Genomic DNA, 24691 nt, shown 5'->3' with positions numbered 1-24691 from the left:
TATAAAAAACCCTTTCGGCTTTTGGCTTTGAAAGGGTTTTATTTTTGCAATAAAAAATAATTATATTTACAACTAAGCGAGTGACTATGTTTTTTAGTAGTTGCTCGTTTTTTAGAATTATAATTGAAAACGATATAAACTTAACGAATCAACTCAAAATTTTATATAATGAAAAAACTAGTACTTTTATTTCCTTTTATCTTTTTTGGATGTAAATCCAATAATACAGTTACAACCGAAACTACACAAACAGCTTCTAAGTTAGAAGTTACTTATAAAGTAAAAGAGAATGATGTTGCATCGATTTTAAAATATCTTTCTTCGGATGAATTAGAAGGTAGAGAAACAGGAACTAAGGGAATTGAAGCGGCGGCTATTTATTTGGAAGATTTCTTTAAAGCCAATAAGGTAAAACCTTATTTCTCCTCTTATCGTGATACTTTATCTACATTTAAAACTCCAGCATATAACATAGTTGGATATTTAGAAGGAACTGATGCAAAACTGAAAAATGAATTTGTGATTTTGAGTGCGCATTATGATCATATCGGAATTGATAAAAAAGGAGTTAATGGCGATTTTATAAATAACGGTGCAAATGATGACGCTTCTGGTGTTACTGCTGTTGCTGAAATAGCTAAATATTTTAGTGAAACCAAATCGAATAAACGAAGCGTACTTTTTGTGTTTTTTGCAGGTGAAGAAAAAGGACTTTTAGGTTCTAAACATTTGGCGAAAAAACTTAAAGCTAAAAACTTTAATTTATACACACAGTTAAATATAGAAATGATTGGAGTGCCAATGAAACGTGATTTCTTAGCTTATATTACAGGTTTTGATAAATCGAATATGGCGACAAAAATCAATGAATATACAGGAGATAAAACTATTGGATTCTTACCTAAAGAAGCCGAATATCAATTGTTTTTTAGATCAGATAATTTTCCTTTTTTCGAGGCATTTAAAGTTCCTTGTCAATCAATAAGTACATTCGATTTTGAAAATTTTGAATTTTATCATCATGTTTCGGATGAATTTAAAGTAATGGATATTCCACATATGACTTCATTTATTCAGGAATTGTTGCCTGCAGTGACTCATATGGCAATTTCTCCAACAAAAGAGATTTTGATGACTAAATAAACTATGCTTTTTTATTGGTTTTCCTTATTTTTGCTACATGAAAAATATTATTATTACAGGAACGAGTAGAGGGATTGGTTATGAGCTTGCTTTGCAATTTGCAAATGCGGGACATCAAGTATTGGCTATCTCTAGAAAAATTCCTCAATTGCTTTTGGAGCATGCTAATGTTACTTGTCTTTCTATTGATTTATCTAATGAATCTGAATTATATAAAGTAGAGGATTTTCTTTCTTCGACTTGGAAAAAAGTTGATGCTTTGGTACATAATGCCGGAAGTTTACTTTTAAAACCTTTTGCAGAAACTACTCAAACAGATTTTGAAAGTATTTACAAAGTGAATGTTTTTGCAGTAGCAAACCTTACGAGAGTTTGTTTGCCTTATCTTCAAAAAGGAAGTCATGTGGTAACAATAAGTTCTATAGGAGGAGTTCGCGGAAGTCTTAAATTTGCAGGACTTGCTGCTTATAGTTCTAGTAAAGGTGCAGTAATTACGTTATCGGAATTATTGGCAGAAGAATACAAAGAAAAAGGAATCTCATTTAATGTTTTGGCATTAGGTTCTGTTCAGACAGAAATGTTGCAAGAAGCTTTTCCTGGATATCAAGCGCCAATTTCGGCTAGCGGAATGGCAACTTATATTTATGATTTTACATTAAATGGTAATAAATATTTTAACGGAAAAGTATTAGAAGTTTCTTCTACAAATCCTTAAATTAATTATGAATTATAAGTTCTGAATTATGAGTGAAAGTATCGTGAAAACCAAAAGTTTTGAGTTAGCTATAAGAGGAGTTAATTTTTATAAATGGATGGTTTCTGAAAAGAAAGAATTCATAATGAGTAAGCAGTTTTTACGTTCAATTACTTCTGTTGGGGCAAATGTTCGCGAAGCTGTTAATGCTCAAAGTAAGCCAGATTTTATTCATAAGTTATCAATTGCTCAAAAAGAATGTGATGAATCTATGTATTGGTTGGAAATATTAAAAGAGACAGATTATGTTTCTACTATAGAATTTGAATCTCTACATCAACAATGTAATGAGGTTTTGAAAATTATAAGAAGCATAATAATTACCTCAAAGAAAAACTTATAACTCATAACTCATAATTTATAACTTATTTCAGTTTTGAACGAAACGCTATCTAAATATATTCCTGAACACGCTGTAAAGCCAGTTTTTGACCTGATTGTTGATAATCGTGTGCATCTTAAGATTGTAAACGAAAGGCAAACTCGTCATGGAGATTATAGGAAAGGTCCGAGCGGTAAGCATGAGATTACTGTAAATTCTAGCTTGAATAAATACAAGTTTCTGATTACATTAATTCATGAAATTTCGCATTTGGTTGCGTTTGAAAAGTTTGGAAGAAAAATTAAACCTCATGGAAATGAATGGAAATATTCTTTCCAACGATTGATGGTTCCTTTTATTCGTCCAGAGATATTTCCTAGTCACTTATTACCACTGCTTGCAAGGCATTTTAAGAACCCTACGGCAAGTAGCGATACGGATACTACTTTATCATTGGCTTTGAAGCAATACGATAAGCAGAATGATAAAAATTACATTTTTGAGATTCCATACGGTAGTGTTTTCAGAATTCACAACGGAAAAGTCTTTAAGAAAGTAGCTGTAAGAACGAAACGTTTTGAATGTGTAGAAATAAGCTCAGGAAGAACGTATCTTTTTAATCCAAATGCCGAAGTTGAGTTGTTGGTTGGCAGAGATTAATTTTTAGCATTAAAAGCAAATATAAAAATCCCAAATTTCAATCTGAATAAAGTTGAAATTTGGGATTTTTAATATTGTATATAATAAAGAAATTATCCTTTTAAATAAGCTTCTCTTACTTTCTTGAACAGATTAGAAGAATAAACAAATTCGACAATAGCTTTATTATCGGTTACGAAAATTTCTTCTTTAGTTCCTTGCCATTCTTTTACTCCATTTTTTAAGAATAAAATATTCTCACCAATTTCCATCACAGAGTTCATATCATGCGTGTTTATTACGGTGGTAATGTTATATTCTTCAGTTATTTCTTTAATTAAATTATCAATTAAAGTCGAAGTATTTGGATCTAAACCAGAGTTTGGTTCATCACAAAATAAGTATTTTGGGTTGTTTACAATGGCGCGGGCAATAGCCACACGTTTTTGCATTCCTCCAGAAATTTCTGAAGGTAATTTTTTATGTGCGTCAATTAGATTTACTCTTTTTAAAACAAAATCTACACGGTCTTGAATTTTAGATCCCGTGTCTTTGGTAAACATTCTAAGTGGGAAAGCTACATTCTCGGCTACGGTCATAGAGTCAAATAAAGCACTTCCTTGAAATACCATTCCGATTTCTGTACGTAATTCTCTTTTTTCATCTGGATCAAGTTCTGAATAAACTCTGCCATCAAACTCAATTGTTCCAGAATCTGGTGTATGAATACCTAATAAGCTTTTTAATAATACCGTTTTCCCAGATCCACTTTGTCCAATAATAAGATTAGTTTTTCCGGTTTCAAATACGGTTGAAACACCTTTAAGTACTTTGCTGTCGCCAAATGATTTTTCTATGTTTTTTACTTCTATCATGAGCCTAATAACAATTGTGTTAGTATATAATTGAAAAGGATAATCGATACAGATGTCCATACGAAGGCTACTGTACTTGCTTTACCTACTTCTAGTGCTCCACCTTTCATATAATAACCATGAAAAGATGGGATTGTTGCCAATAACATGGCAAAAATTATGGTTTTAATAAACGCATAAGTAATATGAAACGGAATAAACTCCATTTGTGCCCCCATTATAAAATCATCACTGGTTGTAAATCCGCCGTAAACTCCAGCTAGCCATCCACCAAAAATACCTAAGAACATACTGATTCCGATTACAAAAGGATATAATAGTAAAGCGATTATTTTAGGGAAAACAAGATAGTTTAATGAGTTTACACCCATAACTTCCAGCGCATCGATTTGTTCTGTAACGCGCATGGTTCCTATACTTGATGTAATGAAAGACCCCATTTTTCCCGCCATAATAACAGAAATAAAGGTTGGGGCAAATTCTAAAATTACAGATTGTCTGGTTGCAAAACCAATTAAGTATTTAGGAATTAATGGATTTGTTAAGTTTAATGCAGTTTGTATTGCAACAACTCCACCTACGAAGAATGAAATGAAACAAACAATACCAAGTGAATCAATAATTAAGTCATCAATTTCTTTAAAGATTAGTTTTTTCATCACAGACCATTTGGTTTGTTTGTTGAAAATTTCTTTAAGCATCAAGAAGTATCTTCCTATTTGGGATAAATAACGAATGAGCATCATAGTTTTTACGAATATGGGCTAAATTACGAAAATAGTTGCCAGTTTACGGTTTAGATTTTATAGTTTTTTTGATTGCTTGAACTAAAAAAGCTTTTCTTTCATTTTTTTCAAACGATAATTTCGAATGAATTTTGCTTGTGCATCGGTTACCAATAATGGTGTTTTTGCTTTTTTTGCTTTCAGGAATCCTTTAATGTAATCAAAGAATAGTAATGGTTTTTTCTTCATCATTGCCAACTTTGCAGATGCAATTGCGGTGATCCAAAATCCATATCCTAAAGTGTAAAAAGCTTCGCCTTGTTTATAACGGGCTGTTTTGTTGTAGTTTGCGCCTGTTGGTTTAAGGTGTTTTACATGTAAAGAAGAATCGGTAACTATTTTCCAATCATAATATTTACAAAGTAATTCGTCTACCGTGTCCCAACCCATTGAAGCTTTTAAACCACCAATTTGCTGAAAAGTTTCTTTTCTATAGGCTTTTAGAGCGCCACGAATATGGTCTTTATCAGTTAGGTTTTCTAAGATCCAATCTCCATTTTTTTCTATATAGCAAAATCCTCCAGCCATTCCGATTTTAGGATCAGATTGAAAGTGAGAAATAATAGTTTCGAAATAGTTTGGTGGGAAAATTAAATCTCCATCTATTTTTACAATGATATCATAATCATCATCAAGGGTTTCAAATCCTTTATGAAATGCTTGAATTACTTTGCTTCCTGGCAAATGTATAGCACTCGAGGTTTTGTTTACCAATGATATGTATGGATTTTCTTTGGCATAATTCAATACAACTTCTTCCGTTTTATCGGTTGAATTATCATTGACTACAACAATCTTTTTTGGTAAAACGGTTTGCGAAATCAATGATTGCAACGTTAAGCCAATAAGTTCTTGCTCGTTATGTGCCGGTATAACAATGTAATATTTCATATTTAATAAACTGGAAACTGATACTGAAAACTATTTTCTTTCTGCGTATACAATATAATATCTATTGGTAAAGCTTCTTAACAAAGGACGGATTCCGAATTTTTTTACCGGATTGGTCCATTTTTGTCTGTCGATGATTTTCCAACCTGTTTTTTCAAGAAGCCAGTCTAATTGCCAATCTTCAAATTCATGATAGTGTCTGTCCCACATATCTGTTTTACTACGATATGCTGGTGAGAACCATAAACGCATAGGAATCGAGATAAATAGTTTATCTGATTTTATTTCGTTTAGAATTGTGAATGGGTTTAGCAAATGTTCGAAGATTTCGAAAGCAGTAACTACATCTTGTTTTTCGGTAGAAAATACGCTTTGGTCAATATCTAAATCTTCACCAGTTGTATTTTTTACTTTAAATCCTTCAGCTTTCATAATTTTTGAAAACGGATTTTCAACTCCTAAATCCAAAACGGTCTCGGATGTTGTGATGTGCTTTTTTAGGAATTCTAAAGTATGTTTGAATCGTTTATTCGGATATGTTTTTTCGTACATAGTTATTGCGAGGAACGAAGCAATCTCTCGTTCTTAGTTTTAATTAGGGTGCAAATATACTAAAAAGTCCGCATTTTAAAATGCGGACTTTTTAGTATTCAGTTGCAGTAATCAGTTTAACATACTGTAAACTGCGACTGAAACTATTTTATAAATTTAATATCTGTATACAAATGCATTTACATTCATTCCTGCTCCAACTGAAGCAAAAATTACAACGTCGCCTTTGTTAATTTGATGATTCTCTAATTTTCCTTGTATTAATAGGTCATAAAGCGTAGGTACTGTTGCTACACTGCTGTTTCCTAAATCATGAATGCTCATTGGCATGATGTTTTCTGGTGGAGTTTTGCCGTGTAATTTGTAAAAACGATTGATAATCGCTTCGTCCATTTTTTCGTTTGCCTGATGTATCAAGATTTTTTTTACATCATCGATAGCAATTCCGCTTTTGTCTAAACAGCTTTTCATAGCTGCTGGAACTTGGCTTAAAGCAAATTCGTATATTTTACGACCATACATTTTTATGTATTTGGTATCTGGGTCTAAATCGGGGTTGTATGATTTACCGAAGTATAAATATCCGGCTTCTTCACTTGCAAAAGTGGCACTTTCGTAAGACAATAATCCAGTTTCATCATCTGAAGCTTCGATTATTGATGCTCCAGCTCCATCTGAATATATCATAGAATCTCTATCATGATCATCTACAACTCTAGAAAGAGTTTCGGCTCCAATAACTAAACAACGTTTTGCCATGCCAGATTTGATGAAAGCATTTGCTTGTAGCACGCCTTCAATCCATCCTGGACATCCAAAAAGGATATCGTATGCAACACATTTTGGGTTTTTAATACCTAATTTGTTTTTTACGCGAGTTGCTAAACTTGGTAAAATATCAGATTGGGTTGTTCCGTATTTTACATCACCAAAGTTGTGAGCGAAAATAATGTAATCAAGAGTTTCTGGGTCGATTTTGGCATTTTCGATTGCTCTTTGTGAAGCGAAGAATGCTAAATCGGAAGAAGTATATTGATCTTCGGCATAACGTCTGTTTTCAATACCTGTTATACCTTTGAACTTATTAATGACAACCTCGTTTGGGTAGCCAAAAGGTGTTCCGTCTTCATTTAAAAATACATGCTTATCAAAATCCGTATTCTTTATTTCTTTCTGCGGAATATAGCTACCTATTCCTGTTATTTTTATTTTCATTATACAGTTTTCCAAAATAATTTAGGCTAATTTAGAAATAAAATAATAATTACAGCCATAATATTTACTATGCGTGCATATAATTATGGAATAATTTCTGTTTTGCGGCAATAACTGGTTATTTATCAATTAATATTGGCGATTTTTGAATTTTTTATTAAGTAAATTAATGCTTCTCGAAAATTTATTTTAAAAATATTTTATTATGTCAAAAAAAATGCCTCGATTAATCGAGGCATTTGTAAGAATAGCTTTTGTTTTTTACTCTTCCATGTAGGCTTCAATAGGAGCACAACTACATACTAAATTTCTATCTCCAAAAGCATCATCGGCTCTGCGAACAGTTGGCCAGAATTTGTTCTCAGCAATATAATCTAATGGGAAAGCTGCTTGCTCTCTTGTGTATGGGAAATCCCAAACATCTGTAGTAAGCATTGCTAATGTATGTGGAGAATTTTTTAATACATTGTTTTTGTCTTCGATAGTAGAAGCTTCTATTTCTTTACGAATAGAAATCATAGCCTCGCAAAAACGATCTAATTCTTCTAAGTTTTCACTTTCTGTAGGTTCAATCATTAATGTTCCTGCAACTGGGAAAGAAACTGTTGGAGCATGGAAACCATAATCCATTAAACGTTTTGCGATATCTGTAACTTCGATTCCTTTTTGTTTAAAAGGACGACATTCTAGGATCATTTCGTGAGCTGCACGACCCATTTCTCCAGAATATAAAGTTTCATAATGACCGCTTAATTTTTCTTTGATGTAGTTAGCATTTAAAATTGCATGTTGTGTAGCGCTTTTTAAACCTTCGGCTCCTAACATCGAGATGTATCCGTAAGAAATTAAGCAAACTAATGCTGAACCCCATGGAGCTGCAGATATAGCTGTAATTGCATGATCTCCTCCTGTTGCTATAACTGGGTTTCCTGGTAAAAAAGGAACTAGTTGTGGCGCAACGCAAATTGGTCCAACTCCTGGTCCACCGCCACCGTGAGGGATTGCAAATGTTTTGTGTAGGTTTAAGTGACAAACGTCGGCTCCAATTGTAGCAGGATTTGTTAATCCAACCTGAGCATTCATATTTGCACCATCCATATATACTTGACCTCCGTTATCGTGGATCAATTGTGTGATTTCTTTAATAGCACTTTCGTAAACTCCATGCGTAGATGGGTAAGTTACCATTAAACAAGAAAGGTTGTCTTTATGCAAGATTGCTTTTTCGCGTAAATCTTCTACGTCGATATTTCCGTTCTCTAAAGTTTTAGTTACAATAACTTTCATTCCAGCCATTGCAGCCGATGCAGGATTTGTTCCGTGTGCCGATGAAGGAATTAAAGCAATGTTTCTGTGGTGATCTCCTTTTGATTGGTGATACGCACGAATAACCATAAGACCTGCATATTCTCCTTGTGCACCAGAGTTTGGTTGCAAAGTTGTTCCTGCAAAACCTGTGATAACATTTAATTGTTGCTCTAGTTTTTTCAACATTTCTTGGTATCCTTGTGCTTGATCAAGCGGAGCAAAAGGGTGAATGTTGTTCCATTGTGGGCTACTTAATGGTAACATTTCTGAAGCTGCATTCAGTTTCATTGTACAAGAACCTAGCGAAATCATCGAGTGATTTAAAGCTAAATCTTTACGTTCTAACATTTTGATGTAACGCATCAAAGCTGTTTCTGAATGGTATTTATTGAAAACATCATGTTCTAAAAATGATGATGTTCTTTTTAAATGTTCTGGGAAATGATTTGTATTTGTTAAGCTATCGATTGTAGTAGCTTGTTGATTTGTAGCTGTAGCAAAAACGGAAATGATTTCGTTTACTTCGGCAACACTTACTGTTTCGTTTAATGAAATAGAAATTGTGTTATCGTCGATGTAGTAAAAGTTAATTTCGTTTTGTTCTGCAATTGTGCGTACTTTTTTAGCATCAGCTTTTACAACGATTGTATCAAAGAATGCTGTATTAGTTTGTTCTACGCCTAATTTTTTTAATTCGTTTGCAAGTGTTGCAGTTGCAGCGTGAACTTTGTCTGCGATGTATTGCAATCCTTTTGGGCCGTGATATACTGCATACATTCCTGCCATTACAGATAATAATACCTGTGCAGTACAAATGTTTGAAGTTGCTTTATCACGTTTTATATGTTGCTCACGTGTTTGTAATGCCATACGTAAAGCACGGTTTCCGTTAGTATCGATTGTAACACCAATGATACGTCCTGGCATGCTTCGTTTGTATTCGTCTTTTGTTGCAAAATAAGCAGCGTGTGGTCCACCATATCCTAACGGAATACCAAAACGTTGTGTAGTTCCTACAACAACTGCAGCTCCCATTTCTCCTGGAGGAGTTAATTTTGCTAAGCTTAAAATATCGGCAGCAACAGCAACTTTAATTTCGTTTTCTTTTGCTTTAGCGATAAATGCAGCATAATCATGAACTTGTCCGTATTTTCCAGGATATTGTAGGATTGCTCCAAAATATGCAGTAGAGAAATCGAATGTTTCGTGATTTCCTATAACTAGTTCAACTCCGATAGGTGTTGCACGAGTTTGTAAAACTGATAATGTTTGTGGTAAAATTTCTTCAGAAACGAAAAACTTATTGATTTCGTTTTTCTTTTGATCTCTTGATCTTACATCAAATAAAAGTGCCATTGCCTCAGCAGCAGCAGTTGCCTCATCTAATAATGATGCATTGGCAATTTCCATTCCAGTTAATTCAATAACTGTAGTTTGGAAATTAAGAATTGCCTCTAAACGACCTTGAGCTATTTCAGCTTGGTAAGGTGTATATGCTGTGTACCATCCTGGGTTTTCAAAAACATTTCTTTGAATTACAGCTGGAACAATAGCTTGGTTGTATCCTAAACCAATATATGATTTAAAAACCTTATTTTTATTTCCTAGTTGGTGTATGTGATTTGAAAACTCATATTCTGTCATTGCAGGATCTAAGTTTAACGGTGCTTTTAAACGAATGTCATCTGGAAGCGTTTCATAAACGAGTTGTTCAATAGATTCAACTCCAATTGTTTTCAACATTTGTTGATGGTCGGTTTCTCTCGGGCCAATGTGTCTTAAAGCAAAAGCATCTGTTTTCATATAGTAGTAAAAGTGTTGTTTTTTAGTGGTGCAAAATTAAGTATTAATAATAATCTAATTGCTATTTTTAATCGCATTTTTTGTCAAATTTACAACTAAAGGGTTGATTTCTTATTAATTGATTAGTTTTGTTATATGAAGGTAGTTACGCAGTTATTTAATTTTTATATCATTAGTAGCATTCACGTTGCTTTATCGTGTTATGCATTGGTACGTTTAACGTTCCATATGTTTGGTATTGAGTATGATGAATCGATGGCTTTGTTTGTGTTTTTTGGAACTATTGTAGGATATAATTTTGTGAAATACGATGCTTTGGTTCGGGTTAATAGAGTGCCAATAGGGAATCAATTAAAAATTATTGCAGTTTTTAGTTTTTGTTCTCTTTTATTAGTAGGGTATTATTTTTTTCAATTAAAGCGAATCACTCAAATTGTCTCGGTAGGAATATTTGCAATTATGGCACTTTATACACTTCCATTTTTCCCGAATAGAAAAAATGCCCGAAACTGGGCTGGTGTCAAAATATATATTGTGGCACTTTGTTGGGTTGGAGCTACTTTGGTTTTGCCATTAATAAATGCTGAAATTGCGTTTACTTCCGATTTTTATTTAAAATGTGTACAGCGTTTTATTTTGGTTTTCGTGCTAATATTAATTTTCGAAATTATCGATCTTGCCAATGATGATCCACATTTGCAAACTGTTCCGCAGCAAATAGGAGTAAAGCGAACAAAAATTTTAGGATTATTACTTCTAATTCCATTTTACCTTCTTGAGTTTTTTAAATCTACTCTTGATAATAATCAATTGGTGATTAATTTAATTATGGTTCTTGTGTTGTCACTTTTTATTGTTTTTGCAAATGAAAAAAGATCTAAATATTATACTTCTTTTTGGGTCGAAAGTATTCCGATTTTTTGGTGGTTGATGGTTGCATTTTATGGATAAAAGATATAAAAACAAAAAAACCGATGTATCAACATCGGTTTTGTATAAGTGCAAGTAAAGCTTTATTTCGTTTTTTGAGCTGTAACAGCTTTATTTAATTCTGCTTTGGCTTCATCCAATTTCTTCTTTTTCTTGTCGATTTTTTCTTTTCCCTCCTGATCTTTAATCGCTTTATTTAGATCATCGGTTCTTTCTTTAACTTTTTGTTCTTTATCTTTTACCTTTTTGTCAAGATCATTATTTACTGTCTTTGTAGTACAGTTATTTTTGGTTTGTGCTATAGCATTTTCAATCCCTCTAATCTTATTTTGATTTCCGTACTGTTTGGCATACTCTAATTTTGTGTTCAATTCACATAATTTTCTTTCGCATCCTGTTAAGTCTTTACAATTACTTTGCGCAAATCCGATAAAAGAAACAGTAAAAAATGCTGCGGATAATAATTTAGTTTTTAATGTCATAACTTTATTTTTAAAATTAATGATTTTCAGCTTTAAGAAGAAAATCTGGTTGTTTTAGAGATAAGTTCATAAAATTTGAAAGTTTTATCTTTCATATCTCTTTACATAAAGCATGCCATGCCTGTCTTTTTTTATGTTGAAATTTTGTTAAATTATATTAAGCTGGTTGATTTTAAAGGTTTTGGATGTGGTAATTATAAAAATAAGGAATCTATTTTAGTTATCTTTTTCAGATACTTTTTTTAAGATTTTGTTTCGTTCTAATAGAAATTGAATCAAATGTTTCTTTAAAAACAGCAGATCAAACAATTTTCCAATTACACTAAACGGAGTTTCATATTCTAATTTATCAGTCATGATTGTTTGTCCGTTTTCTTCTTTAAAAAAATGCTCGTGTTTAAATGACTTAAATTTTCCGCTTTCCATTTCATCTACAAAATGATCGTAAAAATTCATTGCAGTAATTCGGCTTTTGTGTGTTAAGTACAATCCGAAGTGTTTGCTTCGCCACGTTACCGTTTCGTTATAGTTTATGAGTCCGGTTGTTACACCAGCAATTGCAACTTCATTAGATTTGCTAGCAGATTGTTGGTGAATATCAATATCTCTGGAATTATCAAAGACGATCTGTTTCGTTGCTTTTATTTTTGTTGTGAGATGAATTGTTGTCATAATTAGTTGGTGTTATCTTTGTCAAAGTTTTAAATTACTGCTGTAAGGAACTTCCTTTGAATTTTACCAATTTTTTTTATAGAAATAGACAGAATCTTTTTCTTTTTGATGTGAGAGAAATTCAGATTATACAAATCAAACTAATGGCTTGACAACGAATAGCAATAATATATGCATGTTATAACATTGCCAACGGTTTCAACCGTTGGAGCGCAATATTATCACAATCTGTATCACACGGTTGAAACCGTGAGCTATGATCAAAATGTGATAGAACTTAATAAATTATAATCACTTGAGATAAAATGAAGTTCTTTAGAGACTTGATTCTAAGCTTTGTCAAAGATTTTACTTCAATAAATCTTTAAAAGCATCCTCTACATTATCGAACTTAAATTCAAATCCATTCTCTAAAAGTTTTTTCGGAATCACGTTTCTGCTTTTTAAAACTAATTCGGGTTGTGTTCGAATAAAGAAAGCTCCTATTTTAAGCAAAAATGTATTGAGTGGGATTCCGAAAGGAAAACCAACAGCTTTTTGAAGTTTCTTCATAAAGTCTGTATTGCGAATCGGTTTAGGGGAAACAACATTAACTAGCCCAATCATTTCTTTTTGGAGTATAAAGTCTATTGCATTGGCAAAATCGTCTTCGTGAATCCAACTAATAAATTGATTTCCTTTTCCTTGTTTTCCTCCGAAACCTATTTTGGCTAAGGTTTTAAGCGGAATTAAAGCGCCGCCTTTCTTCCCTAAAACGATCGAAGTTCTTAAAGCGGTTTTTAAGGTACTTGGAGTTTCTGTTTTAAAGAACGCTTTTTCCCAAGATAGAGCTACATTTATAGAAAAATCATTTCCGATTTCGCCAGTAGCTTCATCCATTTCTTTATCTAATGAAAATCGATAAATTGTTGCTGTAGATGAATTTAGCCAATGTTTAGGTGGATTTACACAATTTAAAACGGCTTTGTTTAAAACCTTGGTACTCTCGATTCGAGATAATAATATTTCTCTTTTGTTTTCTTTTGTATAACGACAATCTACAGATTTTCCTGCCAGATTTATTAAAACTGTAGCATCTTCAAGTTCGCTTTCCCAACCAGAAAAAGTTTTTGCATCCCAGTTTATATATTTAATTCCGTCAATAGTTTTTGATTTTCCTCGAGTCAGAATTACAATTTCTTCAAATTTATTTTTAAAATGGTTGACTAGGACCTGTCCTAAAAAACCTGTTCCAGCTGCTATAATAAGTTTACTCATTTTGTAAAGTATTAACCCTAACAATCCCGTCTCGACGTTTCGAGATCAGGATTGTTAGGATTTGGTTATTAATAATTAAATTTTTAAAACTAATCTGTCTTCTTGTTGTGCTTCTCTAGCTTTTCTTTTTCCTCTAAAGAAGAAATACAAATTAAGGAATAACATTAATCCAAGGTAAATAGAAAAACTTCCTATTTTATAACTTAAAGCTTCGATTAAGGTTTGATAATTATTAATGTCTTCGGTTATTCTTAATATCATTAATGCAAAGCCAAGATTAAGAAGGTAAAAACCTGTTTCGAAAAGTTTGTTGGTTGCATCCGCAATTTCTTCTCTTCCTCTAAATATGTCTAGCATGTATATTTTTCCGTTTGCGAATAAAGTTTTAGAAACATAGTATGTTAGAAAAAGTGCTATTGGTAAATAGATTGCATAACCGACTAAAATTTTTGTAGTTTCCATGATGTTTAATTTACTAGTTATTAATTAATTTTTGAATGTATTTAGTTATTATAATGATGTTTATGTAATGTAATCCTGAGATTATAAATATGATAATTGCTGTTTTGGTTGCTATTACTTCTATGAGTTGATTGGTAGTTATTATTGTTTCCCACGAAATTAAAGTCATTGCACAATAGCCAATATTTAATAGATAATAGCCTAGAAGTAGCATTTGATTTATTCGTTGGCATAAATCTTCGTGATTGGGAATAAGTTCAGAAACGAATACATTGCCATTTTTATAACAAGTTTTTCCAACCCGTACAATGATGAAGATGGTAATCATTAAGTAAATGAAATACCCAATAATATTAAGATTTGCATTCATGACCTTATTTTTTTCTTGTTCTCGACAGTAATCTTAGAGCCAATTGCTAGAAAAGCTGAAACTGGTTTTGATTTATTCAGGAAAGCAAAATCTTTCCCGTAGTTATCTTCAAAATCGACATCTATTTTATAATCGATTATTGGTAGTTGTTGCCATCTTGGGTGCGTTACTTCATATTCGAAAGTGGTATTATTATCATATTTAGTATATCCAAAATAATGCTCAGTAATAAATTCGGCTTCGGAGTTTAATTCTATTTCTAATTCCTTTTTCTCTGTTTCAATTTCAATTGAATTCCACTTGTTATAATTTTTCCATTGGTAAACAAATGTTTTTGATTCTTCATTATCGGTAACAGAATGCTTCATTTTATTGGTTTGGTAATGCTCATTATATAGTGTATTTGCTATAAAGGTAATGGCAGTTTTCGGGACTATTTCTTTAATGAAGACTACACCACGTTTCCATTCTCCATTTTCAAAACGTTTAACATAAAATCTTAGATTGACTTCTTCGAAGTTGATATGAAAAGGGAATTTCATTCCTAATACTTTTGTATTCTCGAACATAAAACCAACTAAACTCACATAACATTTGTTGTTCCATATATCTATTTCGGTTCCTGAAGGAATATATTTCTCTAATGTTTTAGCATCAACTTCGTAATTTAATAATGCTAAGTTTTTCCATTCGGCGGTTAAGAAACTCATTGGTTTGGTTTTTTATAAATTATACTTGAAAGATAAATTGCTAATAGTAGAGGAGTAGGAAATAATATATAGGTTAAAAAGTGATTATAATTTAGACGGTGATTAATTAACCAAAGAATAAAGAATGAAGCTACTACTGCCATATAAGTTTGGAGAGCTCTATCATGCGGATTATCGATTAACATTTTTACACCAATTGAAAATTGTAGGAACCCAGTTAGCATAGTTGAGTATAAGGCTAGTATAAATGCCACTTCTTTAAATATGGGATAGGTAAGTAGAAGGACAAAGGGAAGGCAAATGGCAAATGTGTTAATGTTTTTTATAGTTTTCATGGTTATTGATTGTTTTAAACTTTCAGAAAAAAATGAAAGTTTTAGTTAAATTTTTTTAGTTTGATGTTTTACTTCATAATTTTCAGGACCAAACGCCCCAACCAGTTTTCATTGAATTCGGTCATTTTATCCAACATATTATCTGCTTTTAAAACAAAATCATACAACTTGGTGGTTTGCTCAACAAAGTGTTTTTCTTCTGCAGAATTCTTCGAGTCAATCGAGGAAACTTCTTTTAAAATTTTAAGAGCAGGTTTAATTTCGCGTTTACTTCTTTCTCTTGCAATCTTCACAGCAAGTTCATCTAAATCTTTTTCGGCAGTAAAGAATTCTCTTCTTTCTCCGGTTTTGTATTCTTTATAGACAATTCCCCAATCCATCAAAGCTTTTAGGTTCATGCTGGTATTACCACGCGAAATTTGCAATTCGTCCATAATATCTTCCATAGAAACTGGTTCGTTTGAAACCATTAATAAAGCATGGATTTGTGCCATGGTTTTATTAATACCCCATTGAGAACCTAATGCTCCCCATGTTTGAACGAATTTATTTTTTGCTTCTTTGAATTCCATAGATCAAAAGTAAGTAAAAGTTTTTAAACTTTCAAAAATAAATGAAAGTTTATTGCGTAAAAGTGAAGTTTGTTGTTTAATACAGTTTAAATCAGGTGTTTATACGTGGTTTTCGGTTTCGTGTCATTTCTTTGTTTGATTCATAGCAAAGAATTTCTGTTTGATAACATTTTGTCCAAAAGGGGTATTTGTTTGTTCTAGCTTTGAAATAGAAATAGCCCCAAAAACGTACCATTAAGATGTTTTTGAAAATTCTAAAATGCTTTTTAGCATACCAAATAAGTGGAGCAGAACCCACTTAAAAAAACGAACTGTTTCGCACAGTAAAAAGCGGAGGCGGATCTGAAAAGCCATATGAGTAGGACAAAACTATTATTATGCAAGCAATACCTGTAAAAGTAAAAAATGTGAAAGTGTACCCTTACATTGATTGGAATGGTGGAGGGATTGGACCTGTAATTCTTCCTGTTATCGATGGAGCTAGCGGAACCTACGCTGTTGGAACACTTGGAAGATCTGTATTCTACAATCTTGATTTAAAACCTGAGAAATCTAGTATCGGTATACATCAGAGATATTTTGCTACTGGAGAGAATGAAGATGGTACTCCTTTTACAACTCCGTGGATGTATAGCACAAATACAACCAATGATATAGAGTTTGGGAGAACCATAAGATTGGGGATTAAAGAATCTGAAGCTGTTAATGTTGGAAATGTACCTCCTTATATTGTACTAGGTCCACTTACAGATATTACAGTAACTCAGATATTTCCTGCACCAGCTATTGGAGAGGCAATACTAATAGAAAATGGTTCGGGTAATATTATTGCTACCAAAACTGGTACTCCTCATGAAATGGGAATTGAAGTTATTAAAGGAAATCGCTTAGGCAGATTAAGACCAGGATTGAAAGATATCATGATTACTGGAAAAAACAAAGAAGGTAAAACTGTGACAATGGGGCATCTGACTTGTTTGGATGCAAATGAACCAGCACTTTTTTTGCATCATTTTGGACCTACTGAATAATAGATAGATGCAATAACAGTGGAAATGATTATTCCATATTGAGTCACTATTAGAGAAGCTTTAGTTTCAAATCAAATAAGTGGAGCAGAACCCACTAAAATAAACGGACTGTTTCGCACAGTACAAAGCGGGGGCGGATCTGAAAAGCCTTATGAGTAGGACAAAACTATTATTATGCAAGCAATACCTGTAAAAGTAAAAAATGTGAATGTGTATCCTTATGTTGAATGGAATGGTGGAGGCGTTGGACCTGTTATTCTTCCTATTATTGAAGGAGCTAGTGGAACCTATGGTTTTGGTACACTTGGGAGATCTTTATTCTATAATCTTAATTTAGAAAGCCCAAAACCAAAACTTAATATCCATCATAAATATGTAGCAACGGGAGAGAAAGAAGATGGTTCTCGTTTTACAACTGAGTGGATGTTTTGCACAAATGTTAGTAATGATCCACAATTTGGAAGAACTATAACATTGGGTGAATAAGCTACTACAATGATTTTTTGCATGATTCATAACGTACAAAAGTTATTTGTCATGAAGTAAAACGATAATTAATTATTAAAAACTATAACAATGGGAATAATTATGCCATACGGTGTTGCTATTAGAGAAGCTTTAGTCTCAAATGATTTGGCTAAGATGGAAGCTGTCGCTAAACAAGCAAAGCAAACCATAAAAGACCAAGGAGATCTAACTGTAGCTTTATTAGACTTGCTAGACGCAATAGATTCTTTAAAGAAGAAAAAATAAACTGACTTGTACAGAAAAACAAGGGTGGATCTGAAAAACCTAAAGAGTAGGAATAACTATAAATACAAGACATTATGGCAACAGTGCTTTACGGAGTAGGAATCAGAGAAGCGATTGCTTCAAATGATTTAGAAAAAATGGTTGCAGTAGCTGAACAAGCTAAGAAAACCATAAGAGATCAAAAAGATTTGCATGTAGCATTGGTAGAATTGCTTGATGCAATTGATTCTTTGAAAAAGAAAAAGTAATCTCAAAAAGACGGTTTATTAAGTTTTACTTTTTAAACCGTTTTTTTAACCAATTATCAAACCATAAATAAAATTAAGATGGACAAGACTTCGACACGATACAGAGTAAGAGATGATTATGAAACAGCTACTCCGGTTCATGTAGTGTGGGAAATTACTTTAGCTTGTAATTTAAAATGCTCACATTGCGGATCCAGAGCTGGAAAAGTAAGACCTGGCGAATTAACTACGGAACAATGTTTTGGTGTTATTGATAGTCTTAAACGTCTTGGTACAAGAGAAATTTCCATTATTGGTGGAGAAGCTTTTTTAAGAAAAGACTGGCTTGAAATTATCGAAAGAATACATCAAAGTGGGATTGAATGTTCTATGCAGTCTGGTGCATATAACTTAAACGAAGAGCGAATCATTGATGCAAAAAAAGCAGGAATAAATAATATTGGAGTTTCCATCGATGGAATGCCTGATACACATAATAAAATAAGAGGAAGAAGAGATTCTTTTGAGCATGCAGTTAATTGCTTGCAACTACTTAAAAAACACAATATAACTTCTAGCGTAAATACAGTAATTACAAAAAGAAGCAAAAATGAATTGAATGAACTTTTGGATGTTCTAATAGAAAATGATGTAAAGAACTGGCAAATACAACTTGCGGTTGCTATGGGAAATGCCGTAGATAACTCAGAAGAATTAATAGTTCAGCCTTATGAATTAATAGATTTTTACGACGATCTTATCGTAATATACAGAAAAGCCTTAGCGCATAATATTTTAATACAGGCAGGTAATAACATTGGTTATTTTGGACCGTATGAACATATTTGGAGACAGGGAAATGAAAAATATTATACAGGATGTTCAGCAGGACATACAGGAATAGGGATTGAGGCAGATGGTAAAATTAAAGGTTGTCCGTCATTACCCACAAGTGCTTATACAGGAGGTAATGTAAAAGATATGGATCTGGAAGACATTTGGAAATATAGCGAAGAAATGGTTTTTTCAAGATATAGAAATAAAGAAGAATTATGGGGAGGTTGCAAAGGCTGCTACTATGAATCTTCTTGCTTGGCTGGCTGTACATGGACAAGCCATGTGTTGTTTGGTAAGAGAGGTAATAATCCTTTTTGTCATCATCGTGCTTTAGAATTAAAAAAGAAAGGACTTAAGGAACGAATAAGAAAAATACAAGAAGCTCCAGGCGATTCTTTTGATATGGGACTTTTTGAAATTATAGTTGAAGATGAAAATGGAGTAATAGTAGAAATACAATCACCAAATAGTGAAACTCCTATTTCTGTTCCAGTTACAGAGATTGCAGACAGAGTTCCCAGAATACCCAAAGCACTTAAGTTATGCAACGGATGTGATAATTATGTCTATGAAGAAGAAACAATTTGCAGTTTTTGTAATGCCGATGTTCAAAAAGTAAATGATGAATATGCCGTTAAAATGGAAAGAGCAAAACAAACCCTAGAAAAATTAGAATTATTAATGATGAAATAATAGAGAACTGTTTAAGAAAGGCGGGTTGTTTTTTAAGAATCCAGCTTTAATCTTTTCTATCTAATACTAATGAATTTGTGACATCTTGTATTTATCTGGTTTATTTCGAGGTTAAGATGAATTGGTTGTAAATGTAAATCAAGTCAGAGCCTTGATTTATTTGATATTAGAGTAATGAAAATCATGAAAGATCATGGGACATACAGTTATTATACCTCTTTATAATAAGGAAGCTTACATATATGATACGATTCGTTCCTTGGCTTTTCAGGATAAAAAGGCATCGCAAATTATTGTTATAGATAATTTTAGCACAGATAGAAGCTTAATTTATTTAAAAGATTCGCTATCGTTTTTTGCACCACAATTTTTGCAAACGGATATTCAAATTATCGAATTAGAGGAAAATAAAGGGCTTGGTAATGCAAGGAATATTGGGATAGAACTTGCAACAGGAGATTTTGTAAGTTTTTTGGATGCAGAAGATTGTTATACCGCTTCTTGTTTAAGCGATGTCAATTTGATTATAGAACAAGAAAATATAGATGTTTTGATACTTGGGATTGTATTGGTTCCATCCGATGATTATTTGCCAAACATTAAATCATTCGAAAGAGAATTAGTTCCCCTTTCCGATGAATGGTTTTTAGTACCAAATGCATTGCACACTATTAGTTCGCCAGATTTTATTATGGGAGTTGGCAGTAATGTTGTTATCCGAAAACAATATTTGAAAGAGATTTGTTATGAGATTGATGATTCCTTAAACGAAGGAATTGATTTTTGGTATCATGTTTTAAAAAACCTGCCTCAATCTGCTCGGGTTGGATTACTCAATAAAGCTTGTATTGAAGTAAGAGAGATAGAAGGAAGTTTATCTCGAAGCAGTTATGCTAATTGGGCAGCATTAGAAATTCCTATCTCAATAAAGCGATATATGGGGAGCTCTAATCGATACGATCAACAGTTAATGGGAATGTTATCACAGCGATGGCTAAAACATGCAATGGAGCGATTGCCGTCCTGGCAACAAAAAGCGTTATTTATTTTAAATCATTTAGAGATCTTAATTAAAAACGGCTATTACTTAAAAAAAAGAAGTAAACAAAAATAGAACTATGTATTCAGATTCAATTATCCACCGATGAGTTCTTTTTAAAGATGTTGCTCAATCAGAGATAACGGTTTTTTATAAAGTAATTGTCTTTAATTAGTTACCCAAAAAAGTTTCATTCCGATTATTATTTGCTTCATGGATAAAAAAACCTGTTTTATGACATTTTTTTATTCATGACTTTATGTGCATTGTAATTTTAATGATGAAAATAGAAAAAGATTGTCAATTCAGACAGTCTTTTTTGCTTACTGTTTTTCGGTATAGGTACAAGGGCATGATTTTATTTAAAATATATTTATTTCATTTGAAAATCAGGTATTTATACGTTATTCGAGTTTATGGGATTATTGTTTCTTTATTCTTGAATAATCAAATGGTTTTAATAAAATAAAAATCAGCCCCAATGATTTTGAATCCTTAACCTATAAAAAAATAAATATGTCACACGATTCCCCAAATTTAGATTCTGATACATGGATTTATCGGAACCTGTATTATCGTTCAGACCAATCTCTTGGCGAAAAACTTTTAAAAGAGAAAAAGGTTGCTGAGGTTATTAAAGTGCCAAGAATTAATCAAGTCCCAATAAGAGGTTCTTTCTCGATTTCGGCCTTTGCAACAATTGTAGGTAGAGACAGTTTACGTAACGAGAGTAGTATAATGGAAACACTATGTTTAAATCTACAAGAAAACCATCAGTAACTTTCGAATGGAAGTAGTGTGATACTTCTACTAAAAATTCAAAAAAAAATAAAACCAATAATAGCACCAATTTATCTTGATAAATAAGTGTTGTTTAAAACCAAGAAATCATGAGAAAATTGAATATAAAAACCAGTATTGTATTTATTGCAATTGGGATGCTCCTTTTTTTAGGATGCAAGAAAACAGATTTGCTATCTAATACAGATAAAGATTATGAATATTTACCCCAAGATGTAGAACAGTCTTGTGTTGTTACGGATGCCGAATTTAAAACTTGGTTTAAGGGAGGAACAGTTACTGAAAACGGATTAGTTGAGCCTGCAAATAGTGTAACATTCCCTCATAATAACAACTGTGATTTCTATAAATGGTCGGAGCAAATGTTTTTATGGATTACCTCACCAACTTCTAGCGGTTCATATAAAAGTGGAGGAACTGTAATGGAGTCTCCTGTGTTTTACAATGTTTCGGCGGCAGATAAAAACGGAAACCGAGTATTGACTCCTCATGCTCCAAATACTATAATGAGTGCAGTAGGTAATATTGAGCAAACAGGACCAAATAGATTACCGATTGTGTTTGATAAAAGCGGGAAAATGTTTGAGGTAGAGCCTCAAGAGAAAAATGAAGCCGTTAAAGATGCCGCAAATAAATCTGTTGTTGTAGGTAAAATAATTGCCAATGCCAATGGATTGCATTCTTTTGTAGATACAAAGGGTAAAGCTATTTCAGGCCCTAAAGCAATAATTGCTGGTAAAGTTCATCCTGAAAATATTGTGCAAGAATTTAAACAGGGAAATAAAATTATTCTTCTTGATTCAAAAGGAAATATAATTGATACTGAGCAAGGACAGGCAGGTTCTAGCGGAGCATTAGTTGCGAGCAATAATTCATTAGTTTATTATATAACAATGGTAAATGATGTTTATGCTTACTTTTTGACTGGTATAAAAGATAAGACATTAAAAGCAAAAGAATTTCCAACGACTGCGGCTGCACGTGACAGTATTCTTGCTTATGCAAAATTGAAAGGTTTTGCACCACCACCAGATCCAGATGCTTTGGCAATGGAGTTAAAAACATCTTGGGTTGAAGCTAAGGATTTACCAAATGCAGAGACTTATATCACAATTAAAGCTAAAGTTCCAGTATATGACAAGACAGATCCTAAACTTTGGAAATTAACAGATAAAACAACAGTAACAACATTGGCATTAGTTGGAATGCATGTGGTAGGAAGTGTTGCAGGACATCCTGAAATGATTTGGGCAACTTTCGAACATCTAAAAAATGCACCTAATACAGCATATTCATACACAGATGTTAATGGTAAAGTAAAGCAAGTAAAAGGAGATACTGGTAAAGGATGGCTTTTTAATGATAATGCAAATGATACTGTAGGAGGACAAAATATCCAGAATATGACAGTAGTTAATGATACACTTAATACAGATGTAATTAAAATTGTAAATCCTGCACTTAATAGTTCTAAAGTCAGAAGAATTATGGCTTGGGGTGTTGCTTCAGATACGATACCAAATGCTGAAGATAAAACGCCTGCAAATTCTAATAGTGAAATCATCTCTATTAATAATGCAGTACGCAAAATGTTAGTTGGTAACGATATCAGGAAAAATTATTTACTAATAGGGGCAACCTGGACTTCTGGAGGTGTTGTACCAAATGGTTATTCATATCCTTATAATGGGACTCCACCAACTCCAGGAAATGCGATTGGTACCGGACGATTAGCAAACACTACTATGGAAACCTTTTTTCAGGCACCAAGTTCAAATGCAGTTGCGAGCAGTGGTACTAACGCAGTTACTTCTTGTTTATATTGTCATGGTTATTCATTAGATCCAAGAACTAAGAATGGGATAAGTCATATATTTAGTGATATTCGTGCATTGCCTACAAATATGAAGAATTTACCGAAATTAAAATAAGTTACTAATTCAATAAAAAAGCCAGTACTAAATTTTTAGTTACTGGCTTTTTGCTTTTATATATTTTATAATAAAGGGTTTGTTAAAATTTCTAAATTTCTATATTTGTGAATGAATAAAATACGTATGGAAAATAATTTCAGATTAAAATTAGGAAAAAACAGCTTAATCCTTTTTGCTTTTGTTACAATTTTAGTAGGTTGTAAACGTATAGAAAAGACAAATGATGATAGTAGTTTAAGCGTGGAAAAAAAACTTGAAATTTCTTCCAAAGAAATACAAAGGATTTTGAGCACAAAAGCGAATCTAGAAAACACACAAGTTTCAGATGAAATGAAATTGAGTATTCCAGAGAACTATTATTTCCGAACAAGTTCTATAAAAAAGGATGAAATCGATGCAGACTCTAAATTTGGGAAACTGGCATTGGCTACAAAAGATAGTTATGATTATGTCGAAATCATAAATTCCTTGTTTGTTAATAGTAAAGTAGGTGAAGAAAGTGTAGTCATTATAAAAGATGATAACCCAAGCCTACTTACAATCGATGATTTGAAAGAAGACTATGAAATAGAAACTATCTATTTTGAGGATGAAAACAGTATCGTATTTAGCGAAGATAAAACGTTTACAACAATACATTTTCAATACGATCCAACAACCAAAAGTTATTTGATTTACAGAGGAAGCATTAGTTGGAGCAAAGCTTTTCCTAATGAAGATAAACTCGATTTGGCTTTTTACTTTCTACGAAATGCTAAGAACCTTTTGAGTACTAATTTTACAAAGCAAGAATTTACATGGAAAGATTATGTAGATAACAGACCAAAAATCGAAATAAATTTAATGAAGTTCTATTTCAAGAATTTCAAAAAAGAAATGGGGGCTTTTCTGAATGTTAATGAAATCTCAAGTCCAGAATATGATGGTCATTCATTGGTTAAGTTGTATCGATTAGCTCCAAATGGAGATGCTTTGTTTTACGAATATTTAAATAAACTAGAAACTGGACAATCCTATGGGGCTCAAGATACAAAATGGGCTAGTGAGTTATTTTATACAGATGATAAGTGTAAGGTAATCCCAAAAGGTAATTCTTCTATCGTAGAGATTACCAGCTTAAATTATGCAGGAGAGGTTTATGAAAAAGAATTTATGGTTTTTTCGATAATCAATTATGACAAGAAAGCTTTTTTACTGAAAACCGAAAATAATTTAAATGAAAAAACAACTGATTTTTTCGTCAAGATGTTTAATTATTATTCAGAAAACTTCACTTTAGATTTAGCTAATAAAAAATAA

General features: G+C 32.4%; 27 protein-coding genes. 14 read left to right on the top strand and 13 right to left on the bottom strand.

The genetic code is table 11. From position 1 onward, the window contains the following. Positions 1–168: 168 nt before the first annotated feature. Genes SHI72_RS09910 through SHI72_RS09895 form a run of 4 tightly spaced genes read left to right on the top strand, consistent with a single transcriptional unit; the run spans position 169 to position 2879 of the window. Complete coding sequence (locus SHI72_RS09910; RefSeq protein ID WP_323489866.1) at positions 169–1143, top strand: M20/M25/M40 family metallo-hydrolase; 975 nt, start codon at positions 169–171, stop codon at positions 1141–1143. Between the two features lie 37 nt (positions 1144–1180). Beyond that, on the top strand, positions 1181–1858 hold the full coding sequence (locus SHI72_RS09905; RefSeq protein WP_323489865.1) for an SDR family oxidoreductase: 678 nt from the start codon (positions 1181–1183) through the stop codon (positions 1856–1858). Positions 1859–1886: 28 nt separating this feature from the next. Further along, entirely contained in the window at positions 1887–2240 is a 354-nt protein-coding gene (locus tag SHI72_RS09900; protein WP_323489864.1) for a four helix bundle protein, read from the top strand. Positions 2241–2273: 33 nt separating this feature from the next. After that, positions 2274–2879: a SprT-like domain-containing protein gene (locus SHI72_RS09895; RefSeq protein ID WP_323489863.1), complete on the top strand. Its 606-nt coding sequence runs from the start codon at positions 2274–2276 to the stop codon at positions 2877–2879. A 92-nt stretch (positions 2880–2971) separates the two neighbouring features. On the opposite strand, the gene SHI72_RS09890 is transcribed toward SHI72_RS09895, so the two are convergent. The 6 genes from SHI72_RS09890 to gcvP all read right to left on the bottom strand — a co-directional run bounded on the left by SHI72_RS09890 (position 2972) and on the right by gcvP (position 10287). Then, complete coding sequence (locus SHI72_RS09890) at positions 2972–3733, bottom strand: ABC transporter ATP-binding protein (RefSeq protein ID WP_323489862.1); 762 nt, start codon at positions 3731–3733, stop codon at positions 2972–2974. Then, entirely contained in the window at positions 3730–4479 is a 750-nt protein-coding gene (locus tag SHI72_RS09885) for an MlaE family ABC transporter permease (protein WP_035619715.1), read from the bottom strand. Before SHI72_RS09885 ends, SHI72_RS09890 begins: the two co-directional genes overlap by 4 nt. An 81-nt stretch (positions 4480–4560) precedes the next feature. Beyond that, on the bottom strand, positions 4561–5409 hold the full coding sequence (locus SHI72_RS09880) for a glycosyltransferase family 2 protein (protein ID WP_323489861.1): 849 nt from the start codon (positions 5407–5409) through the stop codon (positions 4561–4563). Positions 5410–5439: 30 nt separating this feature from the next. Then, positions 5440–5961 carry a methyltransferase gene (locus SHI72_RS09875; protein WP_323489860.1) on the bottom strand — a complete coding sequence of 174 codons (522 nt, stop codon included), beginning with the start codon at positions 5959–5961 and terminating at the stop codon, positions 5440–5442. 156 nt (positions 5962–6117) lie between these two features. Further along, entirely contained in the window at positions 6118–7176 is a 1059-nt protein-coding gene (locus SHI72_RS09870) for a ketoacyl-ACP synthase III (RefSeq protein ID WP_323489859.1), read from the bottom strand. A gap of 261 nt (positions 7177–7437) precedes the next feature. Further along, entirely contained in the window at positions 7438–10287 is a 2850-nt protein-coding gene (gene gcvP, locus SHI72_RS09865; protein ID WP_323489858.1) for an aminomethyl-transferring glycine dehydrogenase, read from the bottom strand. Positions 10288–10422: 135 nt separating this feature from the next. On the opposite strand from gcvP, the gene SHI72_RS09860 reads away from it, so the two are divergent. Continuing rightward, positions 10423–11238: a hypothetical protein gene (locus SHI72_RS09860; protein WP_323489857.1), complete on the top strand. Its 816-nt coding sequence runs from the start codon at positions 10423–10425 to the stop codon at positions 11236–11238. Between the two features lie 62 nt (positions 11239–11300). Here the strand turns inward: SHI72_RS09860 and SHI72_RS09855 are convergent, their stop codons facing one another. The 7 genes from SHI72_RS09855 to SHI72_RS09825 all read right to left on the bottom strand — a co-directional run bounded on the left by SHI72_RS09855 (position 11301) and on the right by SHI72_RS09825 (position 16077). Beyond that, a complete protein-coding gene (locus SHI72_RS09855) occupies positions 11301–11699 on the bottom strand; it encodes a DUF1090 domain-containing protein (protein WP_039111782.1) in 399 nt (132 codons plus the stop codon). Between the two features lie 216 nt (positions 11700–11915). Continuing rightward, a complete protein-coding gene (locus tag SHI72_RS09850; protein ID WP_323489856.1) occupies positions 11916–12371 on the bottom strand; it encodes an SRPBCC family protein in 456 nt (151 codons plus the stop codon). Between the two features lie 348 nt (positions 12372–12719). Next, positions 12720–13628 (bottom strand): TIGR01777 family oxidoreductase, encoded by a 909-nt coding sequence (locus tag SHI72_RS09845; protein ID WP_323489855.1) that lies wholly within the window; start codon positions 13626–13628, stop codon positions 12720–12722. 75 nt (positions 13629–13703) lie between these two features. Beyond that, entirely contained in the window at positions 13704–14090 is a 387-nt protein-coding gene (locus SHI72_RS09840) for a hypothetical protein (RefSeq protein ID WP_323489854.1), read from the bottom strand. 13 nt (positions 14091–14103) lie between these two features. Further along, positions 14104–14460 carry a hypothetical protein gene (locus SHI72_RS09835; RefSeq protein WP_039117328.1) on the bottom strand — a complete coding sequence of 119 codons (357 nt, stop codon included), beginning with the start codon at positions 14458–14460 and terminating at the stop codon, positions 14104–14106. Then, positions 14457–15170, bottom strand: a complete 714-nt coding sequence (locus SHI72_RS09830) for a DUF2071 domain-containing protein (RefSeq protein ID WP_323489853.1) — start codon at positions 15168–15170, stop codon at positions 14457–14459. The genes SHI72_RS09835 and SHI72_RS09830 overlap by 4 nt, the downstream gene beginning before the upstream one ends. 403 nt (positions 15171–15573) lie before the next feature. Then, positions 15574–16077: a GbsR/MarR family transcriptional regulator gene (locus tag SHI72_RS09825; protein WP_039111775.1), complete on the bottom strand. Its 504-nt coding sequence runs from the start codon at positions 16075–16077 to the stop codon at positions 15574–15576. Positions 16078–16454: 377 nt separating this feature from the next. Here SHI72_RS09825 and SHI72_RS09820 point away from each other — a divergent pair, with 377 nt between their 5' ends. The 9 genes from SHI72_RS09820 to SHI72_RS09780 all read left to right on the top strand — a co-directional run bounded on the left by SHI72_RS09820 (position 16455) and on the right by SHI72_RS09780 (position 24691). Next, positions 16455–17108: a hypothetical protein gene (locus tag SHI72_RS09820; RefSeq protein ID WP_323489852.1), complete on the top strand. Its 654-nt coding sequence runs from the start codon at positions 16455–16457 to the stop codon at positions 17106–17108. Between the two features lie 174 nt (positions 17109–17282). Further along, positions 17283–17594 carry a hypothetical protein gene (locus SHI72_RS09815; protein ID WP_323489851.1) on the top strand — a complete coding sequence of 104 codons (312 nt, stop codon included), beginning with the start codon at positions 17283–17285 and terminating at the stop codon, positions 17592–17594. A gap of 90 nt (positions 17595–17684) precedes the next feature. Next, positions 17685–17861, top strand: coding sequence for a DUF1843 domain-containing protein (locus SHI72_RS09810; RefSeq protein ID WP_081912437.1), 177 nt, complete (start codon positions 17685–17687; stop codon positions 17859–17861). A 74-nt stretch (positions 17862–17935) separates the two neighbouring features. Further along, complete coding sequence (locus tag SHI72_RS09805) at positions 17936–18109, top strand: DUF1843 domain-containing protein (RefSeq protein ID WP_323489850.1); 174 nt, start codon at positions 17936–17938, stop codon at positions 18107–18109. A 78-nt stretch (positions 18110–18187) separates the two neighbouring features. Then, a complete protein-coding gene (locus SHI72_RS09800) occupies positions 18188–19618 on the top strand; it encodes a radical SAM/SPASM domain-containing protein (RefSeq protein ID WP_323489849.1) in 1431 nt (476 codons plus the stop codon). A 193-nt stretch (positions 19619–19811) separates the two neighbouring features. After that, on the top strand, positions 19812–20732 hold the full coding sequence (locus tag SHI72_RS09795) for a glycosyltransferase family 2 protein (RefSeq protein WP_323489848.1): 921 nt from the start codon (positions 19812–19814) through the stop codon (positions 20730–20732). A gap of 441 nt (positions 20733–21173) precedes the next feature. After that, positions 21174–21437, top strand: a complete 264-nt coding sequence (locus SHI72_RS09790; protein WP_323489847.1) for a hypothetical protein — start codon at positions 21174–21176, stop codon at positions 21435–21437. A 110-nt stretch (positions 21438–21547) separates the two neighbouring features. Next, positions 21548–23389, top strand: a complete 1842-nt coding sequence (locus tag SHI72_RS09785) for a hypothetical protein (protein WP_323489846.1) — start codon at positions 21548–21550, stop codon at positions 23387–23389. Positions 23390–23500: 111 nt separating this feature from the next. After that, positions 23501–24691 carry a hypothetical protein gene (locus SHI72_RS09780; protein WP_323489845.1) on the top strand — a complete coding sequence of 397 codons (1191 nt, stop codon included), beginning with the start codon at positions 23501–23503 and terminating at the stop codon, positions 24689–24691.

Source organism: Flavobacterium sp. PL02 (genome assembly GCF_035013205.1).
Classification (GTDB): Bacteria; Bacteroidota; Bacteroidia; order Flavobacteriales; family Flavobacteriaceae; genus Flavobacterium.
The sequence above is the reverse complement of the archived record's forward strand: the minus strand, read 5'-3'. Positions and strand labels throughout refer to the sequence as shown.